Origin of the sequence: Kitasatospora sp. NPDC001261 (assembly GCF_042896795.1) — a bacterium.
Lineage (GTDB): Bacteria > Actinomycetota > Actinomycetes > Streptomycetales > Streptomycetaceae > Kitasatospora.
Genome location: NZ_JBIAXP010000013.1, coordinates 211,104 through 227,333 on the forward strand (window position 1 = coordinate 211,104; position 16,230 = coordinate 227,333).

The 16,230-nt window shown below is 74.4% G+C and carries 16 protein-coding genes; 7 read left to right on the top strand and 9 right to left on the bottom strand.

The genetic code is table 11. From position 1 onward, the window contains the following. Window positions 1-13: 13 nt before the first annotated feature. Both ACFY4B_RS19410 and ACFY4B_RS19415 read left to right on the top strand, forming a co-directional pair. Complete coding sequence (locus tag ACFY4B_RS19410) at window positions 14-838, top strand: DUF4253 domain-containing protein (RefSeq protein WP_387969216.1); 825 nt, start codon at window positions 14-16, stop codon at window positions 836-838. A gap of 357 nt (window positions 839-1,195) precedes the next feature. Continuing rightward, window positions 1,196-2,455 (top strand): SLC13 family permease, encoded by a 1,260-nt coding sequence (locus tag ACFY4B_RS19415; RefSeq protein WP_387969316.1) that lies wholly within the window; start codon window positions 1,196-1,198, stop codon window positions 2,453-2,455. Window positions 2,456-2,674: 219 nt separating this feature from the next. Here the strand turns inward: ACFY4B_RS19415 and ACFY4B_RS19420 are convergent, their stop codons facing one another. The 4 genes from ACFY4B_RS19420 to ACFY4B_RS19435 all read right to left on the bottom strand — a co-directional run bounded on the left by ACFY4B_RS19420 (window position 2,675) and on the right by ACFY4B_RS19435 (window position 7,269). After that, complete coding sequence (locus ACFY4B_RS19420) at window positions 2,675-4,465, bottom strand: beta-galactosidase family protein (RefSeq protein ID WP_387969219.1); 1,791 nt, start codon at window positions 4,463-4,465, stop codon at window positions 2,675-2,677. A gap of 105 nt (window positions 4,466-4,570) precedes the next feature. After that, window positions 4,571-5,044, bottom strand: coding sequence for a hypothetical protein (locus ACFY4B_RS19425; protein WP_117485163.1), 474 nt, complete (start codon window positions 5,042-5,044; stop codon window positions 4,571-4,573). 88 nt (window positions 5,045-5,132) lie between these two features. Next, a complete protein-coding gene (locus ACFY4B_RS19430) occupies window positions 5,133-6,209 on the bottom strand; it encodes a response regulator transcription factor (protein ID WP_387969223.1) in 1,077 nt (358 codons plus the stop codon). A 115-nt stretch (window positions 6,210-6,324) separates the two neighbouring features. Then, the gene (locus ACFY4B_RS19435) at window positions 6,325-7,269 is read right to left on the bottom strand and encodes an NAD-dependent epimerase/dehydratase family protein (protein ID WP_387969225.1); all 945 of its coding nucleotides are present in this window, start codon (window positions 7,267-7,269) and stop codon (window positions 6,325-6,327) included. A 163-nt stretch (window positions 7,270-7,432) separates the two neighbouring features. On the opposite strand from ACFY4B_RS19435, the gene ACFY4B_RS19440 reads away from it, so the two are divergent. Then, window positions 7,433-9,052 carry an ALF repeat-containing protein gene (locus tag ACFY4B_RS19440; RefSeq protein ID WP_387969318.1) on the top strand — a complete coding sequence of 540 codons (1,620 nt, stop codon included), beginning with the start codon at window positions 7,433-7,435 and terminating at the stop codon, window positions 9,050-9,052. Window positions 9,053-9,320: 268 nt separating this feature from the next. On the opposite strand, the gene ACFY4B_RS19445 is transcribed toward ACFY4B_RS19440, so the two are convergent. Continuing rightward, a complete protein-coding gene (locus ACFY4B_RS19445) occupies window positions 9,321-9,539 on the bottom strand; it encodes a hypothetical protein (RefSeq protein WP_387969320.1) in 219 nt (72 codons plus the stop codon). A gap of 198 nt (window positions 9,540-9,737) precedes the next feature. Here ACFY4B_RS19445 and ACFY4B_RS19450 point away from each other — a divergent pair, with 198 nt between their 5' ends. Continuing rightward, a complete protein-coding gene (locus ACFY4B_RS19450) occupies window positions 9,738-10,259 on the top strand; it encodes a peptidylprolyl isomerase (RefSeq protein WP_049655493.1) in 522 nt (173 codons plus the stop codon). A gap of 160 nt (window positions 10,260-10,419) precedes the next feature. On the opposite strand, the gene ACFY4B_RS19455 is transcribed toward ACFY4B_RS19450, so the two are convergent. Together ACFY4B_RS19455 and ACFY4B_RS19460 are read right to left on the bottom strand one after the other, a co-directional pair. Next, window positions 10,420-11,514, bottom strand: a complete 1,095-nt coding sequence (locus tag ACFY4B_RS19455; RefSeq protein ID WP_380781289.1) for an RICIN domain-containing protein — start codon at window positions 11,512-11,514, stop codon at window positions 10,420-10,422. A 47-nt stretch (window positions 11,515-11,561) separates the two neighbouring features. After that, window positions 11,562-12,677 carry an alpha/beta hydrolase gene (locus ACFY4B_RS19460; protein ID WP_387969229.1) on the bottom strand — a complete coding sequence of 372 codons (1,116 nt, stop codon included), beginning with the start codon at window positions 12,675-12,677 and terminating at the stop codon, window positions 11,562-11,564. Between the two features lie 202 nt (window positions 12,678-12,879). Here ACFY4B_RS19460 and ACFY4B_RS19465 point away from each other — a divergent pair, with 202 nt between their 5' ends. Further along, the gene (locus tag ACFY4B_RS19465; RefSeq protein WP_074001041.1) at window positions 12,880-13,863 is read left to right on the top strand and encodes a helix-turn-helix transcriptional regulator; all 984 of its coding nucleotides are present in this window, start codon (window positions 12,880-12,882) and stop codon (window positions 13,861-13,863) included. Window positions 13,864-14,154: 291 nt separating this feature from the next. On the opposite strand, the gene ACFY4B_RS19470 is transcribed toward ACFY4B_RS19465, so the two are convergent. Both ACFY4B_RS19470 and ACFY4B_RS19475 read right to left on the bottom strand, forming a co-directional pair. Further along, window positions 14,155-14,430, bottom strand: coding sequence for a hypothetical protein (locus ACFY4B_RS19470; protein ID WP_387969232.1), 276 nt, complete (start codon window positions 14,428-14,430; stop codon window positions 14,155-14,157). Continuing rightward, entirely contained in the window at window positions 14,427-14,819 is a 393-nt protein-coding gene (locus ACFY4B_RS19475) for an ATP-binding protein (protein ID WP_387969235.1), read from the bottom strand. The genes ACFY4B_RS19470 and ACFY4B_RS19475 overlap by 4 nt, the downstream gene beginning before the upstream one ends. Window positions 14,820-15,067: 248 nt before the next feature. Between ACFY4B_RS19475 and ACFY4B_RS19480 the strand changes: the two genes are divergently transcribed. Both ACFY4B_RS19480 and ACFY4B_RS19485 read left to right on the top strand, forming a co-directional pair. After that, window positions 15,068-15,922: a helix-turn-helix domain-containing protein gene (locus ACFY4B_RS19480; protein WP_387969238.1), complete on the top strand. Its 855-nt coding sequence runs from the start codon at window positions 15,068-15,070 to the stop codon at window positions 15,920-15,922. Then, window positions 15,919-16,128 (top strand): DUF397 domain-containing protein, encoded by a 210-nt coding sequence (locus ACFY4B_RS19485; protein ID WP_387969241.1) that lies wholly within the window; start codon window positions 15,919-15,921, stop codon window positions 16,126-16,128. Before ACFY4B_RS19480 ends, ACFY4B_RS19485 begins: the two co-directional genes overlap by 4 nt. Window positions 16,129-16,230 lie beyond the last annotated feature (102 nt).

Here is a 16,230-nt window from a genome sequence, read left to right on the forward strand (position 1 = left end):
TACGGTGGGCCGCATGACCGAGCACCCGGACCTCGCCGCCGCCCTCGCCGCCCTGCCCGTCGACCTGCCGCCCGGCCGGCTGGTCACCGAGGAGGACGGGCGGGAGCCGCTGCTGTGGATCAGCGACGACCCGGCGCCCGCCGGGCTGTGGCGGCAGCTGCACCGCGCCCACCCGCAGACCGGCCTGTGGCCGCTGCTGCTCAGCCCGCTGGACCGCGACGACGACGACTACCGGCCCTGGCTGTCCGGCGAGCTGTACCCGGCCGAGGCCTCCGAGTCCTCCCGCTACGACCCGCAGGCGCTGCTGCGCGGCTGGTGGAGGCAGGTCGACGAGGACGAGGACGGGGACGCGAGCGAGGACGTGAGCGAGGACGCCGGGATCCTGGACGAGGCCCTGGCTCCCTACGGCCGCACCTGGCCCGGCCTCGCCCCCGCCGCCACCGTGCCCGACGGCGCCGCCGGCACCGAGGCCCGGGAGCTGGCCGAGGTGCTGGGCTCCGTCAAGGACGTCCGCCTCGGCCTGGTGCGGGCCGGCAGCGGCGCCGAGGCGCTGACGGTCTGCGGCTGGGGCGGCCCGGCGAACCACGCCGGCACCGGCAGGATCGCCGCCGTGCTCGCCGACTGGGAACGCCGATTCGGTGCCCAGGTGGTCGAAGTCGGCTTCGCCACCCTGGAGTTGAGCGTCCCCGTGCCGCCCGCCACGCTCGCCGAGGCGCTCCCGCTGGCCGCCGAGCACACCGCCTTCTGCCCCGACCTCGTCTTCCAGGGCACCGGCACCCTCACCGCCTACGCCGAGCAGCTGGTGGGCGCCCACCAGTGGTCCTTCTGGTGGGACTGACCTGACCTCGGGGGGTACGGGGCCGGGGGGGGGGGGGGGGGGCGGCCCCCCCCCCCCCCCCCCCCCCCCCCGCCCCCCCCCCCCCCGCGGGGGGGGGGGGGCGCCGGCCCGGCCCCCCCCCCCCCCCCCCGCCCCCCCCCCCCCCCCCCCGGGTCCGGGGGGGGGCCCCCCCCCGGGGGCCGGGGGGGGGGCCCGGCCCGCCCGGGGGGGGGGGGGGGGGGGGGGGGCGGGGGGGCCCGCCGCCCCCGCCCCCCCGGACCCGCCCGGCGGCCGCGCGCCGCCGGTGTGGCATGCTGCGCCGGGCCGCGAACCGAGCGCGAGCACCGACCGCACCACCCCCCCCCCGAGGAGCGCGCCCTGAACACCGCCTGCGCCGAAGCCCTGTCCGCAGGACTCCTGGTGCTCGTCCTGGTCTGCGCCGTCGCCCGCCCCTGGGGCTGGCCGGAGGCCGTCGTCGCCGTGCCGGCCGCCGCCCTGCTGGTGGCGACCGGCGCCGTCCCGCTGGAGCACGCCACCGCCGAGGCCGCCCGCCTCGGACCGGTGATCGGCTTCCTGGCCGCCGTCCTGGTCCTGGCCAAGCTCTGCGACGACGAGGGACTGTTCCGCGCCTGCGGGGCCTGGATGGCGCGCAGCGCCGCCGGACGCCCGCGCCGCCTGCTGGTCCAGGTGTTCACCGTCGCCTCGGTCGTCACCGCCGTGCTCAGCCTGGACGCCACCGTCGTCCTGCTCACCCCCGTCGTCCTGGCCACCGCCGCCCGCCTCGGCGCCCGGCCCGCACCGCACCTGTACGCCTGCGCCCACCTGTCGAACACGGCCTCGCTGCTGCTGCCCGTCTCCAACCTGACCAACCTGCTCGCCTTCACCGCCAGCGGCCTGAGCTTCGGCCGCTTCGCCGCCCTCATGACACTGCCCTGGCTGGCGGCGGTCGGCGTCGAGTACCTGGTGCTGCGCCGCTGCTTCGCCGCCGACCTGGACGCCGCCCCGGCCGAGACCCCCGAGACCGGACCGGCCCCCGCCATGCCGGTCTTCGCCCTGGCCACCGTCGGCTGCACGCTCGCCGGGTTCGTCCTCACCTCCGCGCTGGACGTCAACCCGGCCTGGGCGGCGGCCGCCGGCGCCACCGTCCTGGCCGCCCGCGCCCTGGCCCGCGGCCACGCCACCCCCGCGACGGTGGTGCGCTCGGCCGCCCTGCCGTTCCTGGCGTTCGTCCTCGCCCTGGGCATCGTGGTGCGCGCGGTCGTCGACAACGGCCTGGCCGCCGGCCTCGCCCACCTCGTCCCGTCCGGCACCGCGCTGCCCGCCCTGCTCGCCACCGCCGCCCTGGCCGCCGTCCTCGCCAACGTCATCAACAACCTGCCCGCCACCCTCGCCCTGGTGCCACTGGCCGCCCCCGTCGGGCCCGGCGCCGTCCTCGCGGTCCTGCTCGGGGTGAACATCGGCCCCAACCTCAGCTACGCCGGCTCGCTGGCCACCCTGCTGTGGCGCGGCATCGTCCGCGACCGCGGCGTACCGGTGGACCTGCGCGAGTTCACCCGCCTCGGCCTGCTCGCCGTCCCCGCCACCCTCACCGCCGCGGTCCTGGCCCTGTGGGCCTCGCTGCGCCTGATCGGGGTCTGACCGGGGGCCTGACGGGTGCCGGAGTGCTGTGACCGCGCCGGTCCTACGCGGGGCGCAGGACGGGATCGATCCCCGCCAGGGCTTCGTGCAGCCGGCGAGCCCCGAGGCACCATGGTCGTCGGTGCCCATAGCAAGCCTCGCGCCGCCGTGCCGCGGCGGAGCAGGAAGTCGGCGGGTCCGACGTCCCGCGTCGGGGAGTGGCCGGCGGGCCCGGGCCGGTCAGTACTCGGAGCTGGGGGCCGGTGTGACCGGGCCGAGGTCCGGTACGTCGCGCAACTCCACCGCTGCGCCGTGGCGTTCGAGTTCCAGGACGACCAGTTCGTTGGCGCCGGCCCGCCACAGCGGGGCGGGGGCGTAGAGGGTGCGCTGGGGGCCGGCGGCGCAGTGGCGGCCGAGCAGGAAACCGTTGAGCCAGAGCAGTCCGCGGCCCCAGTGGGGCAGGGCGACGAACGCGTCGGCGGGGGAGGGGAGTTCGGCAGTGAAGCGGTGGAAGACCGGTTCCCCGTCGCGTACCCCGGCGTCGTCGGTGAAGCGCAGCGCGGACAGGTCGGTCAGCGGCAGGGGGCGGATCTGCCAGTCGAAGAGCCGCTGGTGGCCGTGCGAGACGCCGCGGGTGATGCCCTTGCGGTCGTCCATCTGCGGGCCGTAGTTCACCCGGCCCAGTGCCTCGACCAGGATGTCCAGCACGACGCCGTCGGGCCCGGTGGCCAGCGGCAGGGTCGCGCCGGGGGAGTTGCGCTCCAGCGTCCCGAGCGGGCGGCCGTCCGCGAAGACCTGCGCCCGGTCGGCCAACCCGTCGATGCGCAGCGGCAGTTCGGGGCGCGGCCCGGGCACGCGGGTGCGGTAGTGGATCAGGCCGCGGTCCTGCCCGACCTGTTCCATCGGCAGCGGTGCGGCGTGCCGTCGCGGCCGCGACAGCGCGTCCAGGGCCTCGGCCAGGGGCGCCCGCCCGTGCGCGCGCTCCAGCCGCCGCGGCGCCACCCGGGGTACGGGGGCGGGCAGTTCGCCGTCCGGCAGGGGCAGGTAGCGGCCGATGACCTCGCGCAGGGCGTGGAACTTCTCGGTCAGTTCGCCGGCCTCGCCGATCGGCGCGTCGTAGTCGTAGCTGGTGACGGTCGGCTCGTAGCCGGCGTCCAGCGGGTGGGCGCCGGAGTGGTTGGCGCCGGACCACAGGCCGAAGCTGGTGCCGCCGTGCGCCATGTAGAGGCTCACGGAGGCGCCGGTGGCGAGGAGTTCGTCGAGCGAGGCGGCGGTCTCCTCGGGGTCGCGGACGTGGTGCGGCAGGCCCCACTGGTCGAACCAGCCGATCCAGAACTCCATGGCGGTCAGCGGGCCTTCGCCCTGGTGGCGGCGGAGCACCGCGAGGCGCTCGGGCGCGCGGGAGCCGAAGGTGGCGGTGGCGAGGTGGCCGGGGATGGCGCCGCCCTGCTGCATGGTGTCGTGGGCGCCGTCGGCGGTGAACAGCAGGCAGTCCACGCCGCGCCGCACCAGGCCGTCGCGCAGGTGGGCGAGGTAGGCGGCGTCGTCGCCGTAGCTGCCGTACTCGTTCTCCACCTGCACCGCCACCACCGGCCCGCCCCGGCTCGCCAGCAGCGGCAGCAACTCGGGCGCCAGCGCGTCGAACCAGCCGTCCACCTCGGCCAGGTACGCCGGGTCCGCGCAGCGCAGCCGCAGCCCGTCCACCGCCAGCAGCCGGGCGGGCAGCCCGCCGAACTCCCACTCCGCGCAGATGTACGGGCCGGGGCGCAGGATCACGTCCAGGCCCAGGCCGCCGGCCAGCCGCACGAACCGGGCCACGTCCCGCCAGCCGGTGAAGTCCACCGTCCCGTCGGGCAGTTCGTGGAAGTTCCACGGGACGTAGGTGTCCACCGTGTTCACGCCCAGCGCCCGCACCCGCCGCAGCCGGTCCTCCCACAGCCGCGGGTGCACCCGGAAGTAGTGCACCGCCCCGGCCACCACCCGGTGCGGCACCCCGTCCCGCACGAACCCGTCCGCGTCGTACCCGAGCATGCGCACACCCCGCCTTCCCGCAGGACACCCCCGCGGGCCCCGGAGGCCCCGGAGACCCGGCACCGCCGAGCCTAGCGAGGATCTGGCCGCGCGGTCCGTCGGTGCTCAGGTGTCGTAGCAGCCGTTCCAGGGGGCGGAGAAGGCCAGGCCGTCCGGGTGGAGCTCCATCCAGACGCCGTCCTCCTCGTCCTCCTCTTCCTCGTCCACCTCCAGGACCAGGCCGAACAGGGCGCCCTCGAAGCGGACGTCGAAGGGCGCGATGGCGATGTCCTGGTAGTGCCGCCCCGGCAGGGCGTCCAGCCACTGCTCCAGCAGCCGCCGGGCCGCGGCGATCGCCTGCTGCTCGCCGTCCGCCGTCGTGCCGGTGAACTCGATGCGCGAGCCCAGGTGGCGGCCGGCCTCGTCGAAGCGGTGGAGGACGGCGTGCCAGCGCTTCTGCGGCTGCCAGTCGTCGCCGCTCCAGCCCTCGCGGTAGGCCGCGACGACGGTCGCGTAGAACTGGCCGCCCTCGCACTTCCCGATGGTGCGGGTGCGGTAGTCGGGCTGGTAGCCGATTGGGATGACCTTGGGAACGTTCACGGGCCGAACCCTAGGCCCCACCTGCGACAACGCGCGCGCGGTGGCGGCCGGCCCGGAGCGGAGTCGTGCGTCGTGTGCCGTGCGCCCGCTACCGCGGCGGCAGGCCGAGGGCGGGGAGGTGGTCGGCCATCAGGAGGGCGACGAGTTCGCGGCGGGAGCGGACGCCGGTCTTGTGGAGGATGGCGGTGACGTGCTGCTGGACGGTGGGCACGGTCAGGTGGAGCAGCGCGGCGATGTCCTTCGTACTGGCGCCGCGCACCGCGTGCAGGGCGACCTGCTGTTCGCGCGGGGACAGGCCGTGGGCGAGGATCGCCAGCGGCAGGCGCTGGACGGGGGAGGCCGGGGAGGCGACGACGGCGACGCCGCCGCGCCGGCCGTCCAGCGGGGAGGCGTGCAGGGACAGCCACTGGCCGTCGGGGGTGCACACCCGCACCTCGGCGGGGCCGCCGCGGCGGGCGGCCTGGCGGGCGACGGTGAGGAAGCCGCTGGGCACCCCGCCGGTGTGGGCGGTGGGTTCGGCCATCCGTCCGATCAGGTCGCGGGCCGCCGCGTCCGCCGAGCGCAGCCGCCCGTACCGGTCCAGGATGGCGACGGCCGGGGCGGGGGCGGGCGGCAGGGGGCGGGCGCCGCGCAGGGCGGCGAGGTGGGTGTCGCGCAGGGCGGCGCCGATCGGGGCGGCGACGCGTTCGGCCAGGCGCAGGTCGGGCAGGTCGTAGCGGCCGCGGGCGCGTTCGCGCATGAACGCCGCGGAGCCCCAACGGCCGCCGCCCACATCGAAGTTGATCCGCAGCTCGTCGCCGTATCCGCAGGGGTTGAGCAACTCCCGGTAGCGGACGCTGCGTTCGGGGCGGCCGTCGGTGGCCCGGTCGACGGTCTGCGCCCGGTGGCCGGCGGTGCGGATCGCGGTGAAGGTGGTGGAGTCCTCGCCCTGGAGCTCCAGGTGCACGGCCTGCTCGAACTGGGCGGGGTCCAGGCCGTCGGCGACGGTGGAGGTGGGGAACCCGGTGACCGGGTCGTTGCCGTGCCAGCAGCCGCCGTCGAAGCCGAGCGGTTTCAGCAGCAGGGTGTGCAGCTCGCGGAACAGCGCGGCCGCGGGTAACCCGGAGGACGCCAACTCGCCTATGGAACCCAGGACTTCCCGCTCAACCTCACGTCGTTTGGCCACGGACGGAATCCTACGGAAGCAGGGTCTCCGTGTCCGGTGAACGGACGAGGAAGGACGGGTACGGAGCGATGGGGGCGAGGCGCCCGCCCCCGCCGGTGACCGGCGTTCCCGTCCGTCACCGGCCGTCGCGCTCGCGCCACCAGGCGACCGTGGCCCGCAGCTGCTCCTCCAGTGGCGTGGCGCGCACCGTGAACGCGGCCTCGTAGGCGGAGCAGTCCACCGTGAACGGCCGGTCGAACTGGTAGCGCGTCTCCCGCAGTTCGCGCAGCAGCGGGGAGAGCAGCCCCGCCACGGCCAGCGCCGCCGCGGGCAGGCGGCGCACCGGGACCGGGCCGCCGCCGGCCTCGGCGGCCAGCCGCTCGACCATCGCGCGCACCGACAGGGGAGGGGCGGTGGGCACGTGCCAGGCCCGGCCCCAGGCCCGCTCCTCGCCCGCGAGTTCGGCCATCGCCCGGGCCACGTCCGGCAGGTAGGTCCAGCTGTGCGGGGCGTCCGGGTCGCCGAGCGTCGCGACCGGGCGGCCCTTGAGCAGGTTGGGCATCACCCGCGCGGCCAGGTGGCCGCCGTCGGTGACGCCGGGGCCGAAGAAGTCCGATGCCCGCACCTCCACCGCCCGGATCCGCCCGGCCTCGTGCAGCGCCCGCGCCCGCTCCCAGGCCGCCGCCCGCACCCGCCCCTTGGGGCCGGTCGCGGCGAGCGGCAGGTCCTCGGTCATCGGCCCCGCCACCGGCCCGTAGCCGTACAGGTTGCCGAGCATGACCAGCACCGCGCCGCTCTCCTCGGCCGCCGCGCACAGCGAGGCGCTCAGCGCCGGCCAGAGCCGCGCCCACTGCGGCAGCGGCGGCGCGGCGCAGCCGTGGACGGCGACGGCACCGCGGGCGGCCCGCGCCAGCGCCGCGGGGTCGCTCGCGTCCAGGGCGAGGTGCTCGACGCCGGCGGCGGCCGGCCCGGCGGGGCGTCCGGTACGGGTGGCGACCCGGACCTCGTGGCCCTGTTCGGCCAGCAGGCGGGCGGTGGCGGCCCCGGCGGGCCCGTGTCCGACGACCAGGTGGAAGCTCATCCGCCACACCCTAGTGGTGGCCCCGGACGGGCGGGGCGCGGTGCGATATGTAGCCGGGTGGGGGGAATGGGAGATTCAGCAAATAATTGGTATGGCAGTCGTAAAAGTAGATCTATGCTGTTGGCGTTTCATGATCCTTCGTACAAAGCAGGTCTTGCGCAAGATGAAGCTGCCCCGGGTGTCCGCCGTCGTCGCGGCCGCCGTTCTGGCCCCCGCCGTCCTCTTCCCCACCACGGCCTCGGCCACCGACACCCCCAAGCCGACCGGCGTCTCCGGCCCCGACACCGGCTCCGACTCCGCCAAGGACACCGCGCCCCAGGCCGACGGCCAGGAGCAGCGCGACCGCGCCGAGGTCAAGCGCATCCTCGCCGACCCGAAGAGCGGCGTCGGCGTGCGCGAGGCGGCCGAGAAGGCCCTCAAGGGCGGCGCCGCCGAACTGCGCCACTTCCTGGACGTCGAGTTCGACGAGCAGACCAGGATCGACAACCAGGTCCGGGTCTCCCAGATCTACGCCGTCGGCGGCCCGGCCGTGAAGGCGGCCGCCAAGGCCGCCCTCCGCGGCACCGACGAGGACATCACCGCGTTCCTGACCACCGGCCAGTACGTCGCCCGCGCCGAGGACGAGGACCGCGCCAAGGTCGCGGCCATCATCGCCGACCCGCTCACCGGCCCCAAGGTCCGCGAGGCCGCCGAGAAGGCCCTCAAGGGCGGCGCCGCCGAGCTGCGCCACTTCCTCGAGGTCGAACTCGCCGAGAAGCAGCAGCCCGACAACCTGCTGCGCCTCACCCGGATCGCCGACGGTGCCGAAGGGGCCGGCCCCGCGCTGCGCCTCGCCGCCGCCGTGGCGCTGAACGGCAGCTACCAGGACGTCCTCGACTTCCTGGCGACCGGCCAGTACGCCGCCCGGGCCGAGGACGAGGACCGCGCCAAGGTCGAGGCCCTGGTGGCCGACCCCAAGACCGGCCCCGGCGTGCGCGAGGGCGCCGAGCAGGCCCTCAAGGGCGGCGCGGCCGACCTGCGGACCTTCCTGACGACCAAGCTGCCCAGGCTGCGCAGCGACGACAACCGGGTCAAGCTCAGCCAGCTCATGGACCAGGGCGGCCCGGCCGTGCGCGAGGCGGCCAGCAAGGCGCTGGACGCCGGCACCGACGCGGCCGTCGACGCCTTCCTCAACGAGGGCTTCGCCAAGGCCCAGTTCGAGGACGACCGGGTCGAGGTGCTGCGCGTCATCGCCGACAAGGAGACCGGCCCGCACACCGCCGCGGCCGCCCAGAAGGCCATGGACGGCAACGCCGAGGACGTGCGGCGCTTCCTGACCGTCGAGCTGCCGAACCTGCGCTTCAGCGACAACCGGCTGAAGGTCTCCCAGATCATCGAGACCGGCGGCCCCGCGGTGAAGAAGGCCGCCATGGCCGCCTACGAGGGCAGCTACGCGGACCTCCTGGCCTTCCTCAAGGACGGCTGGGCCAAGGCCCAGGCCGAGGACCAGGCCGCGGCGGCCAAGCAGGGCAACGGCGCGGGCAACGGTACGGGGACGGGCGCGGGCACCGGTGGCACCGGGCAGCAGCCGCAGACCGTGCAGCCGGCCGGCCTCACCACCGGCACCGGGACCGGCACCCGTACGGGCGGCGGCACCACCGGCACCACCGGCACCACCGGTTCCGGCGCGCTCGCCGCCACCGGCACCGACGGGCTCGGCTGGGAGGCCGGCGGCGCCGCCGCGGCCCTCGCCGCGGGCGCGGCGCTGGTCGCGGCCGCCCGCCGCCGCTCCACCGAGAGCTGACACCCGGGAGCAGAACCCGGGAGCTGAATCCGGAAGCAGAACCCGGGGGCTGACACCCCCTCGCGTCCCCTGCCGCCGCCCACCCGGGCGGCGGCAGGGGACGCGGTCGCGCTCAGGGGCCCGGGCCGTCCGATCGCCCCGTGAAGGCGGCGCCGGGCCGCCCTGTCAAACCCGCAGACACCCTGGCACCCCGCCCCCGGCCGACGCGGCGGCTGGCGCGCCGCCTCGAAAACGGCCCGGCGCCGGGTCCCGCCCGGACGCCGACGGCTCAGTTGCCGCCCCCGCCACCGTCCATGTAGCTGCCCCCGCCGTTGTTGCCCACCTGACGGCGCCGGCGGCGCTGTGCGCTACGCAGCGCGTTGCCGGCACCGAGGGTGAGGGCGGCGGCCACCCGGGTCCAACGCGGCCCGCCGCGATCGGCCCACACCACGCAGCCGCACCCCGCGACCACCAGGACCAGAATCCCCACCAGAACCGCACCGACCATCACGGCCACCCGCCTTTCCCTTGACGCCCTACTGCCTGGTAGGACGTGCGGACCGTCCCACCCGGTTCGGCCACGAGGCCGGACGCTGTGCCAGGATGCGGGTGCCGAACGGCCCAGGTCACCGTACCGGTCGTACGGGAACCGTACCGACCAGCACCACCCGCCACCCACCCGTCAGCCGTACCCCGAGGAGTCACCGTGGCCACTGCCCGGTTCGCCACCCTGCACACCACGGCGGGCCCGATCCGCCTGGAGCTGTTCCCGTTCCACGCGCCGAAGACGGTCCGCAACTTCGCCGAACTCGCCGAGGGCACCCGGGAGTACACCGACCCGCGCACCGGCGAGCCGGGCCAGGGCCCGTACTACGACGGCACGCTGTTCCACCGGGTGATCAAGGGCTTCATGATCCAGGGCGGCGACCCGACCGGCACCGGCACCGGCGGCCCGGGCTACGCCTTCGCGGACGAGTTCCACCCGGAGCTGTTCTTCACCAAGCCGTACCTGCTCGCGATGGCCAACGCCGGCCCGGGCACCAATGGCTCGCAGTTCTTCATCACGGTGGGCACCCCCGCCCACCTCAACCGCAAGCACACCATCTTCGGCCAGGTCGCCGACGCCGCCTCCAAGGCCGTGGTCGACGCGATCGCCGCCGCCCCGACCGAGGACGAGCGCCCGGTCGAGGACGTGGTGATCACCTCCGTGGAGATCGAGCAGTCCTGACCCGCCGCCCGCCCGGTACTCCTCCTGCCCCCGCCCGGGACACGGGCGGGGGAGCGGCGCCGCACGTCCGGGGGCGTCCGGCCCTCCCGTCCGGTCGGCGGAAACGCGAAGCCGCCGCCCGGCGCGGTGCGCGGGCGGCGGCCGTGGAGCGGGCGCGGTGTCAGGAGCAGCTGTTGAACGTCGCGCTGGTGTTGGCGATGTAGAGGGTGGCGCCGCCGTTGGGGTCGGAGGTGACCGGGATGGTGATGGTGTCGTCGGCGGTCCACGGGAAGCCCTGGGCGTCGAAGGTCCAGGTGCCGGTGACCTTGCGGGCGAGCTCGGCGAGCGTCACCCAGCCGTACTGCTGCTGCGGGACGGTGACGGTGACGGAGTTGTTGACGCTGCGCGAGCCGCTCCAGACGTTCTGGAAGCTGATGCCGGTCTTGACCGAGGCCTTGAACACTCCTTCGGCGCCGCCGCCGATGTCGCTGCCCAGCTCGGTGCCGATGGTGTTGGACCAGCCGCTGGTGTCGGTGACCGCGAAGGACTGCTGGACGGTGCTGCTGGTGTTGTTGAACCAGATCGCGGAGGCGCACACCCGCGGCAGCGGTGCGGCGGGGGCCTCGCTCTTCGTGGCCCAGGAGCAGGCGGAGATGTTCTTCTGGCACTGCTTGGCGGCGTGGTCGACGGCCAGGTTGCGGGCGGCCTGCGCGAAGCCGGTGGCCCACTGCTGGTTGGCGGTGCCGTTGCAGGCGTACTGGTCGGTCCAGGCGTCGTCGTAGTTGCCGCCGAGCAGCAGGTCCAGGCAGGTGTTGTCGCCGGCGTGGCGGATCATGAACGCGTCGCCGCCGCCGGGCGCGGGCTGGAGGAACCAGCGCTGGCTGGCCTGTCCGGCGCAGGTCTGCTGGCGCAGGGCCGGGGTGAGGAAGGCCAGGTCGATGCACTTGCCGGTGTCGTTGTTGACGATGGTGAAGGTGTAGTCCGAGGGGTCGACGTTCAGCCGCCAGGACTGGTGGTAGCCGGGGGCGGAGTTGGTGACGATGTAGGCGCCGTCGCCCATGTTGCCGTTCTGGACGTCGAGTTGGCGCCCGTTGCTGAGCGACTTGATGGTCAGGCACTGCTGCGGCGAGGCGCAGGCGGCGAGCGCGGCGGACGGCGCGGGCGCGGCGGCGCGGGCGGGGGCGGCGGCCAGGCCCAGGGCGGCGCAACAGGTCACCAGGAGGGCCGCGAGCAGGCGCAGCCAGGGCGCGGTGCGTCCGAGGGGCAGGGTGGGCAAGGGGTGTCCTTTCGTCGGGGGAGAGGGTGGGGAGAGGAGGCCAGAGGTCAGGAGGCGGCGGCGAAGGCCGCCTCCAGGCGCGGGACGTAGTCCACGAGGTCCTGCGCCCAGCAGCCCGCGGTGTGGCCGCCGTGGCAGTCGGCGCCCCAGCCGGTGCCGTCGCCGTAGTCGGTGAAGCGGTACGGCAGGCCGAGCGCGTCCAGGCGCTGCTTGAGGCGCTTGGCGGTGCCCTCGGCCCAGAACTCCATGTCGCCGGGGCTGTTGTTGCCGTTGCCGGTGTAGATGGCGATGCCGGTGTGGTCGAGCACGGCGGCGCGTGCGACGGGGTCGGCGGCGTTCCAGCGCCAGTCGGCGTTGAACACCGGGTACGGGCTGCCGAAGATCGCGTCGCTGGAGACGGTGGGGCCGAAGTCCAGGCCGCAGGGGTGGCCGTCGCTGGGGCCGCAGAGCACGGTGCCGGCGTTGACCAGGGTGGCGACCACGGCACCGCGGATGATCATCTCGTCGGTGGACAGGTCGTTGGCGCCGGACATGGTGAGGACCTGGCCGAACAGGTCGGGGCGGTCCTGGGCGTAGTGCAGGGCGCCGAAACCGCCCATGGACAGCCCGCCGACGGCCCGGTGGGCGCGGTCGGTGCGGGTGCGCAGGTTGGCGTCGACGAACGGGAGGACCTGGGTGAGGTGGAAGGTCTCCCAGTTCTGCGCGCCGGCGGCGGTGCCCTGGTCGAGCCAGTCGGCGTACCAGCCGCGCAGGCCGCCGTCCGGGATGACGGTGATCATCGACTGGGCGGCGGTCAGTGCGGGGTAGGCCAGCGCCGGGTCGCTCGGGTTGTCCGAGGCGCCGTGCAGGAAGTACAGCACCGGGTAGCGCTTGTCCGGCCGGGACGCGTAGTCGGCGGGCAGCAGGATGCGGATGGTGTGCGGCCCGGCGACCTGCGGGGTGGTGACGGTGATGACGAAGTTGGTGGCGGTGCCGGTGGCGGCGCCGACCTGCGTGAGGCCGAAGCCGTCGGTCAGCGGGGGCGGCGCGTCGGCCCCTGCCCCGGCCCGTACGGAGGCGGTTGCCGAGGCGGACGCGGGTGCGGCGGGTGCGGCGAGCGGGAGCAGGCAGGCGGCCAGGGCGGCGAGAACCGCGCGGGCGCGCCGGAGCCGGGCAGGGGGCATGGGCGTCCTCGGCCTTCCGTCGTGTCTTCCGTCGTGTGACTGATCGCCGTCAACTCTTGCCAGGGGCCCCGCCCGGACGCCAGAGCCCCCGGTGGCGCACCTGGGCCACCGGCGCATGTGCGCCGCCGCTGCGGGTAGGCTCCCCCGGCTCCGCCCGGGGCGGGTACGGAGGGCGGAGCACACCGTGACATTGGGGGGTGTCGTGCACGACGTACTGGAACCGGACTCCGAACGCGGCCGCGTCTACCACTGCCTGGTCGGCCGACCGCGCGCCCGCGTACCCGAACTGGCACGGGAGGCGGGCCTGGACGAGGAGGCCGTCCTCGCCGTGCTCCGCGACCTCGCCGACGAGGGCGTCGCGGTGGCCTTCGACACCACCGACAGCGCCGACGACCGCGACCACGCCTGGGAGGCGCTGCCGCCCGCCCGGGTGGTCGAGGCCGTGTTGCAGCACGACGCGCTGCGCCAGGCCGCCGCCCGCCGGGCCGGCGCCGAACTGGAACGGCTCTACCGCTTCGCCCGCCGCGACACCGGCAGCTACGGCGCGCTGGAGGTCGTCGACGACCCGACCGAGGTGCTGGCCGCCAGCCACCGCCTCCAACTCGCCGCCCGTCACCAGGTGCGGGTCATCGACGTGCCGCCGTACTCCGGCAGCCGCGCCCACTACCTCGACCAGGAGGTGCTGCAGCGCCGCCGGATGGCCGCGGGCGTCGTCTACCGCGCCATCTACCAGGGGTGCGCGTTCCAGGACCCGGTGGCCGGGCCCAACATGGCCCGGATGATCGAGGCGGGCGAGCAGGCGCGGACACTGGACGAGCCGCCGCTCAAACTCGCCATCGGGGACGACGATCTGGCCATCGTCACGCTGCGCGCCGACGACGGGCCGGGCGTCGTCTCGCTGCTGATCCGGCCGTCCGGGCTGCTGAACGCGCTGAGCGCGGTCTTCGAGACGCTGTGGCGCCTGGCCGTACCCGCCTCCATGGCCGGCGTCGACCCGCGCATCGACGAACGCGACCGGCGGATCCTGACGTTGATGGCCGGCGGCGCGACGGACGACGCGATCGCCCGCCGGCTGGGGCTGGGGCGGCGCACGGTGGTGCGGCGGGTCTCCACCCTGCTGGCGCACCTCGGGGCCACCACCCGTTTTCAGGCGGGGGTGCAGGCCGCGCGGAGGGGGTGGCTGTAGGCGGGGGCGGCTTCCTGGTGCGGTGCGTTGGTGTGGAGGGGAGGGAGTGGGAAGTCGGATCGGCCGACTTCTGGTGCGGGCCGCGTGGAGGGGGTGGCTGTAGGCGGGGCGTCGGCCTGACGTCTGACGCGGCGCGTCGGCGGGGAGGGGCGCGAGAAGTCGGATCGGCCGACTTCTCGCGGTGGGCGGCGACGCGGCCGTCGTCGAAGTGGAGCGGGGAGTGGACGGGTCGGTGCTGAGGCGGCGGTCCGGGCTGGGGGCCGGCCGGGTCTCAGCGCCGGACGTGGCCGATCACGTGGGCTGCTGGGCGGGGTTGGCCCAGCTGATGCGGATCTCGCGGTCGCCGGCGGGGATGACGAGGACGGGTTCGTCGGCGAGGTCGCGGATGATGTCGCGCAGGGCACAGGGGCCGGTGAGGCGGCGCTCCAGGGCGTAGTGCTGGAAGCGGGACATCGGGCGGTAGCGGACCGAGTCCCAGAGCCGGCGCAGGAGGTCGTCGCTGAGGGTGTGGACGGCGGGCGGCTGGTGGTCCGGGATCTCCACGAGGACGTCGTGATCGGCCCTCACGCGGCCACCTCCGACCAGACGATCTTGCCGGTGTGCTCGCGCGGGGAGCAACCCGTGCGGGTCGACAGGCACTTGACGAGGTGGAGGCCGCGTCCGGCCTCGCCGTCGAGGGTGAGGGCGCGCAGGACCGGTTCGCGGTTCCGCCGGGCGTCGTGCACCTCGATGCGGAGGCGGGCGGGGTCGAGGTCGAGGGCGAGGTAGATGCGGTGGCCGGGCGGCGTCCCGTGGACGAGGGCGTTGGTGACGAGCTCCGAGACGATCAGGAGCCCGGAGTCGCGGTACGACTCACCGGCGGGGGTGGAGGCGAGGAGCGAGGCGAGGAGGGAGCGCCCCTTGCCGGGGGAGCGGCGGCTGCGCGGCAGCCAGGTGGTGGAGGAGTGGCAGGACATGGCGAATCCACCTTCCAGACGCGGAGTTTGAAGCCATGCGGAAGTCGGGCGGAGGCATAGGGATGCCCGGCGGTAGGTCAGTCATGGTCACTTAGGAGACCTGAATCACTACTCCCTGTAGATTGCCCTAGTGAGGCATTTGCATGCAACTGCTTCACCCATGCAATTGCATGATCATGGGCCGGGACTGGGCCCCCGGGAGGGGTGGCAAACTATGCAAGGAAGCGAACAGCCAGGGAGTGTGACGCATGGGCAGTCCGACCGTGCTGCGACGTAGGCTCGGTGGCGAGCTTGGCAAGTTGCGCGCATCGCGCGACCTGAACGCCAAGGACGTGGCCGCCGCGCTGGGTTGGTCCGCTTCGAAGCTGAGCCGCATTGAGAGTGGCCTGGTGCCACTGCAGGAGCGCGATGCTGCGAAACTCCTGGCGCACTATGGCATTACTTCACCCGATGAGGTGAAGCACTTCCTCGGGCTTACGCGCCAAAGCCGTCAGCAGGGATGGTGGCATGCATACGGCGATGCCCTGCCGGACTGGTTCCGCGCCTACGTGGGCTTTGAGTCGGACGCCGCAAGGATCACAACCTACGAGTGCGAGTTGGTCCCAGGCCTTCTGCAGACCGAGTCGTATGCGCGGCACGTTATCCGGGCCATGAATCCAACCGAATCAGCCGAAGAAGTCGAGCGGCGAGTCGCATTGCGGATGGAGCGCCAGCTGATTCTCGATCGCCATGAACCGCCACAACTATGGGCGATCATCGGGGAGGCGGTCATAAGGCGGCCGGTCGGTGGCAGTCCGACCATGGCGGAGCAGTTGCACCACCTTGCCGTGATGGCGGATGGGCGGCCCAACATCACAATCCAGGTCCTGCCGTTCTCTGCTAGCGCACACGCGGCCATGGGCGCCTCGTTCTCGGTCCTCTCCTTCGATGACATCCCCGGCAGCGTGGCCTACTCCGAGACCACCACCAGCAGCATCTACTCGGAGCGACCGCAGGAAATCGCTCGTCATGAGGATGTGTTCCACCGTCTTATGGCGTCGTCGGTCCAGCCGGAGAAGTCCATCGCATGGTTGAAGAAGGTTGCAGAGGAGTATTCCCCGTGAAGCGGGATTCCAGTGCCATCACGTGGCGCAGAAGCACGTATAGCAACGGCCAGGGTAACTGCATCGAGATAGCCGACGGCCTCGCCAGTACCATCCCCGTCCGCGACAGCAAGGATCCCAACGGCCCTGCCCTTGCCTTCACCACGGAGGCTTGGCGCGCGTTTGTGTCAGGTGTCCAGGCGGGCGACTTCCCGGTGGTCGGCTGACCCAGTACCGTGGGCTGCCCCGCGCTGCGCGGGGCCGCCCCCCACCCGCGGGGGGGCCCCGGGGGGCGTCCGCCTGTCAGCTGGCCGGGGCTGGCGCAAGAG

Excerpts from the sequence above, each read along its gene's own strand:
- ACFY4B_RS19410 (WP_387969216.1), top strand. The coding sequence starts at position 14 with ATGACCGAGCACCCGGACCTCGCCGCCGCCCTCGCCGCCCTGCCCGTC.
- ACFY4B_RS19420 (WP_387969219.1), bottom strand. The coding sequence starts at position 4,465 with ATGCTCGGGTACGACGCGGACGGGTTCGTGCGGGACGGGGTGCCGCAC.
- ACFY4B_RS19435 (WP_387969225.1), bottom strand. The coding sequence starts at position 7,269 with ATGAGCTTCCACCTGGTCGTCGGACACGGGCCCGCCGGGGCCGCCACC.
- ACFY4B_RS19440 (WP_387969318.1), top strand. The coding sequence starts at position 7,433 with ATGAAGCTGCCCCGGGTGTCCGCCGTCGTCGCGGCCGCCGTTCTGGCC.
- ACFY4B_RS19445 (WP_387969320.1), bottom strand. The coding sequence starts at position 9,539 with ATGGTCGGTGCGGTTCTGGTGGGGATTCTGGTCCTGGTGGTCGCGGGG.
- ACFY4B_RS19460 (WP_387969229.1), bottom strand. The coding sequence starts at position 12,677 with ATGCCCCCTGCCCGGCTCCGGCGCGCCCGCGCGGTTCTCGCCGCCCTG.
- ACFY4B_RS19475 (WP_387969235.1), bottom strand. The coding sequence starts at position 14,819 with ATGTCCTGCCACTCCTCCACCACCTGGCTGCCGCGCAGCCGCCGCTCC.
- ACFY4B_RS19480 (WP_387969238.1), top strand. The coding sequence starts at position 15,068 with ATGGGCAGTCCGACCGTGCTGCGACGTAGGCTCGGTGGCGAGCTTGGC.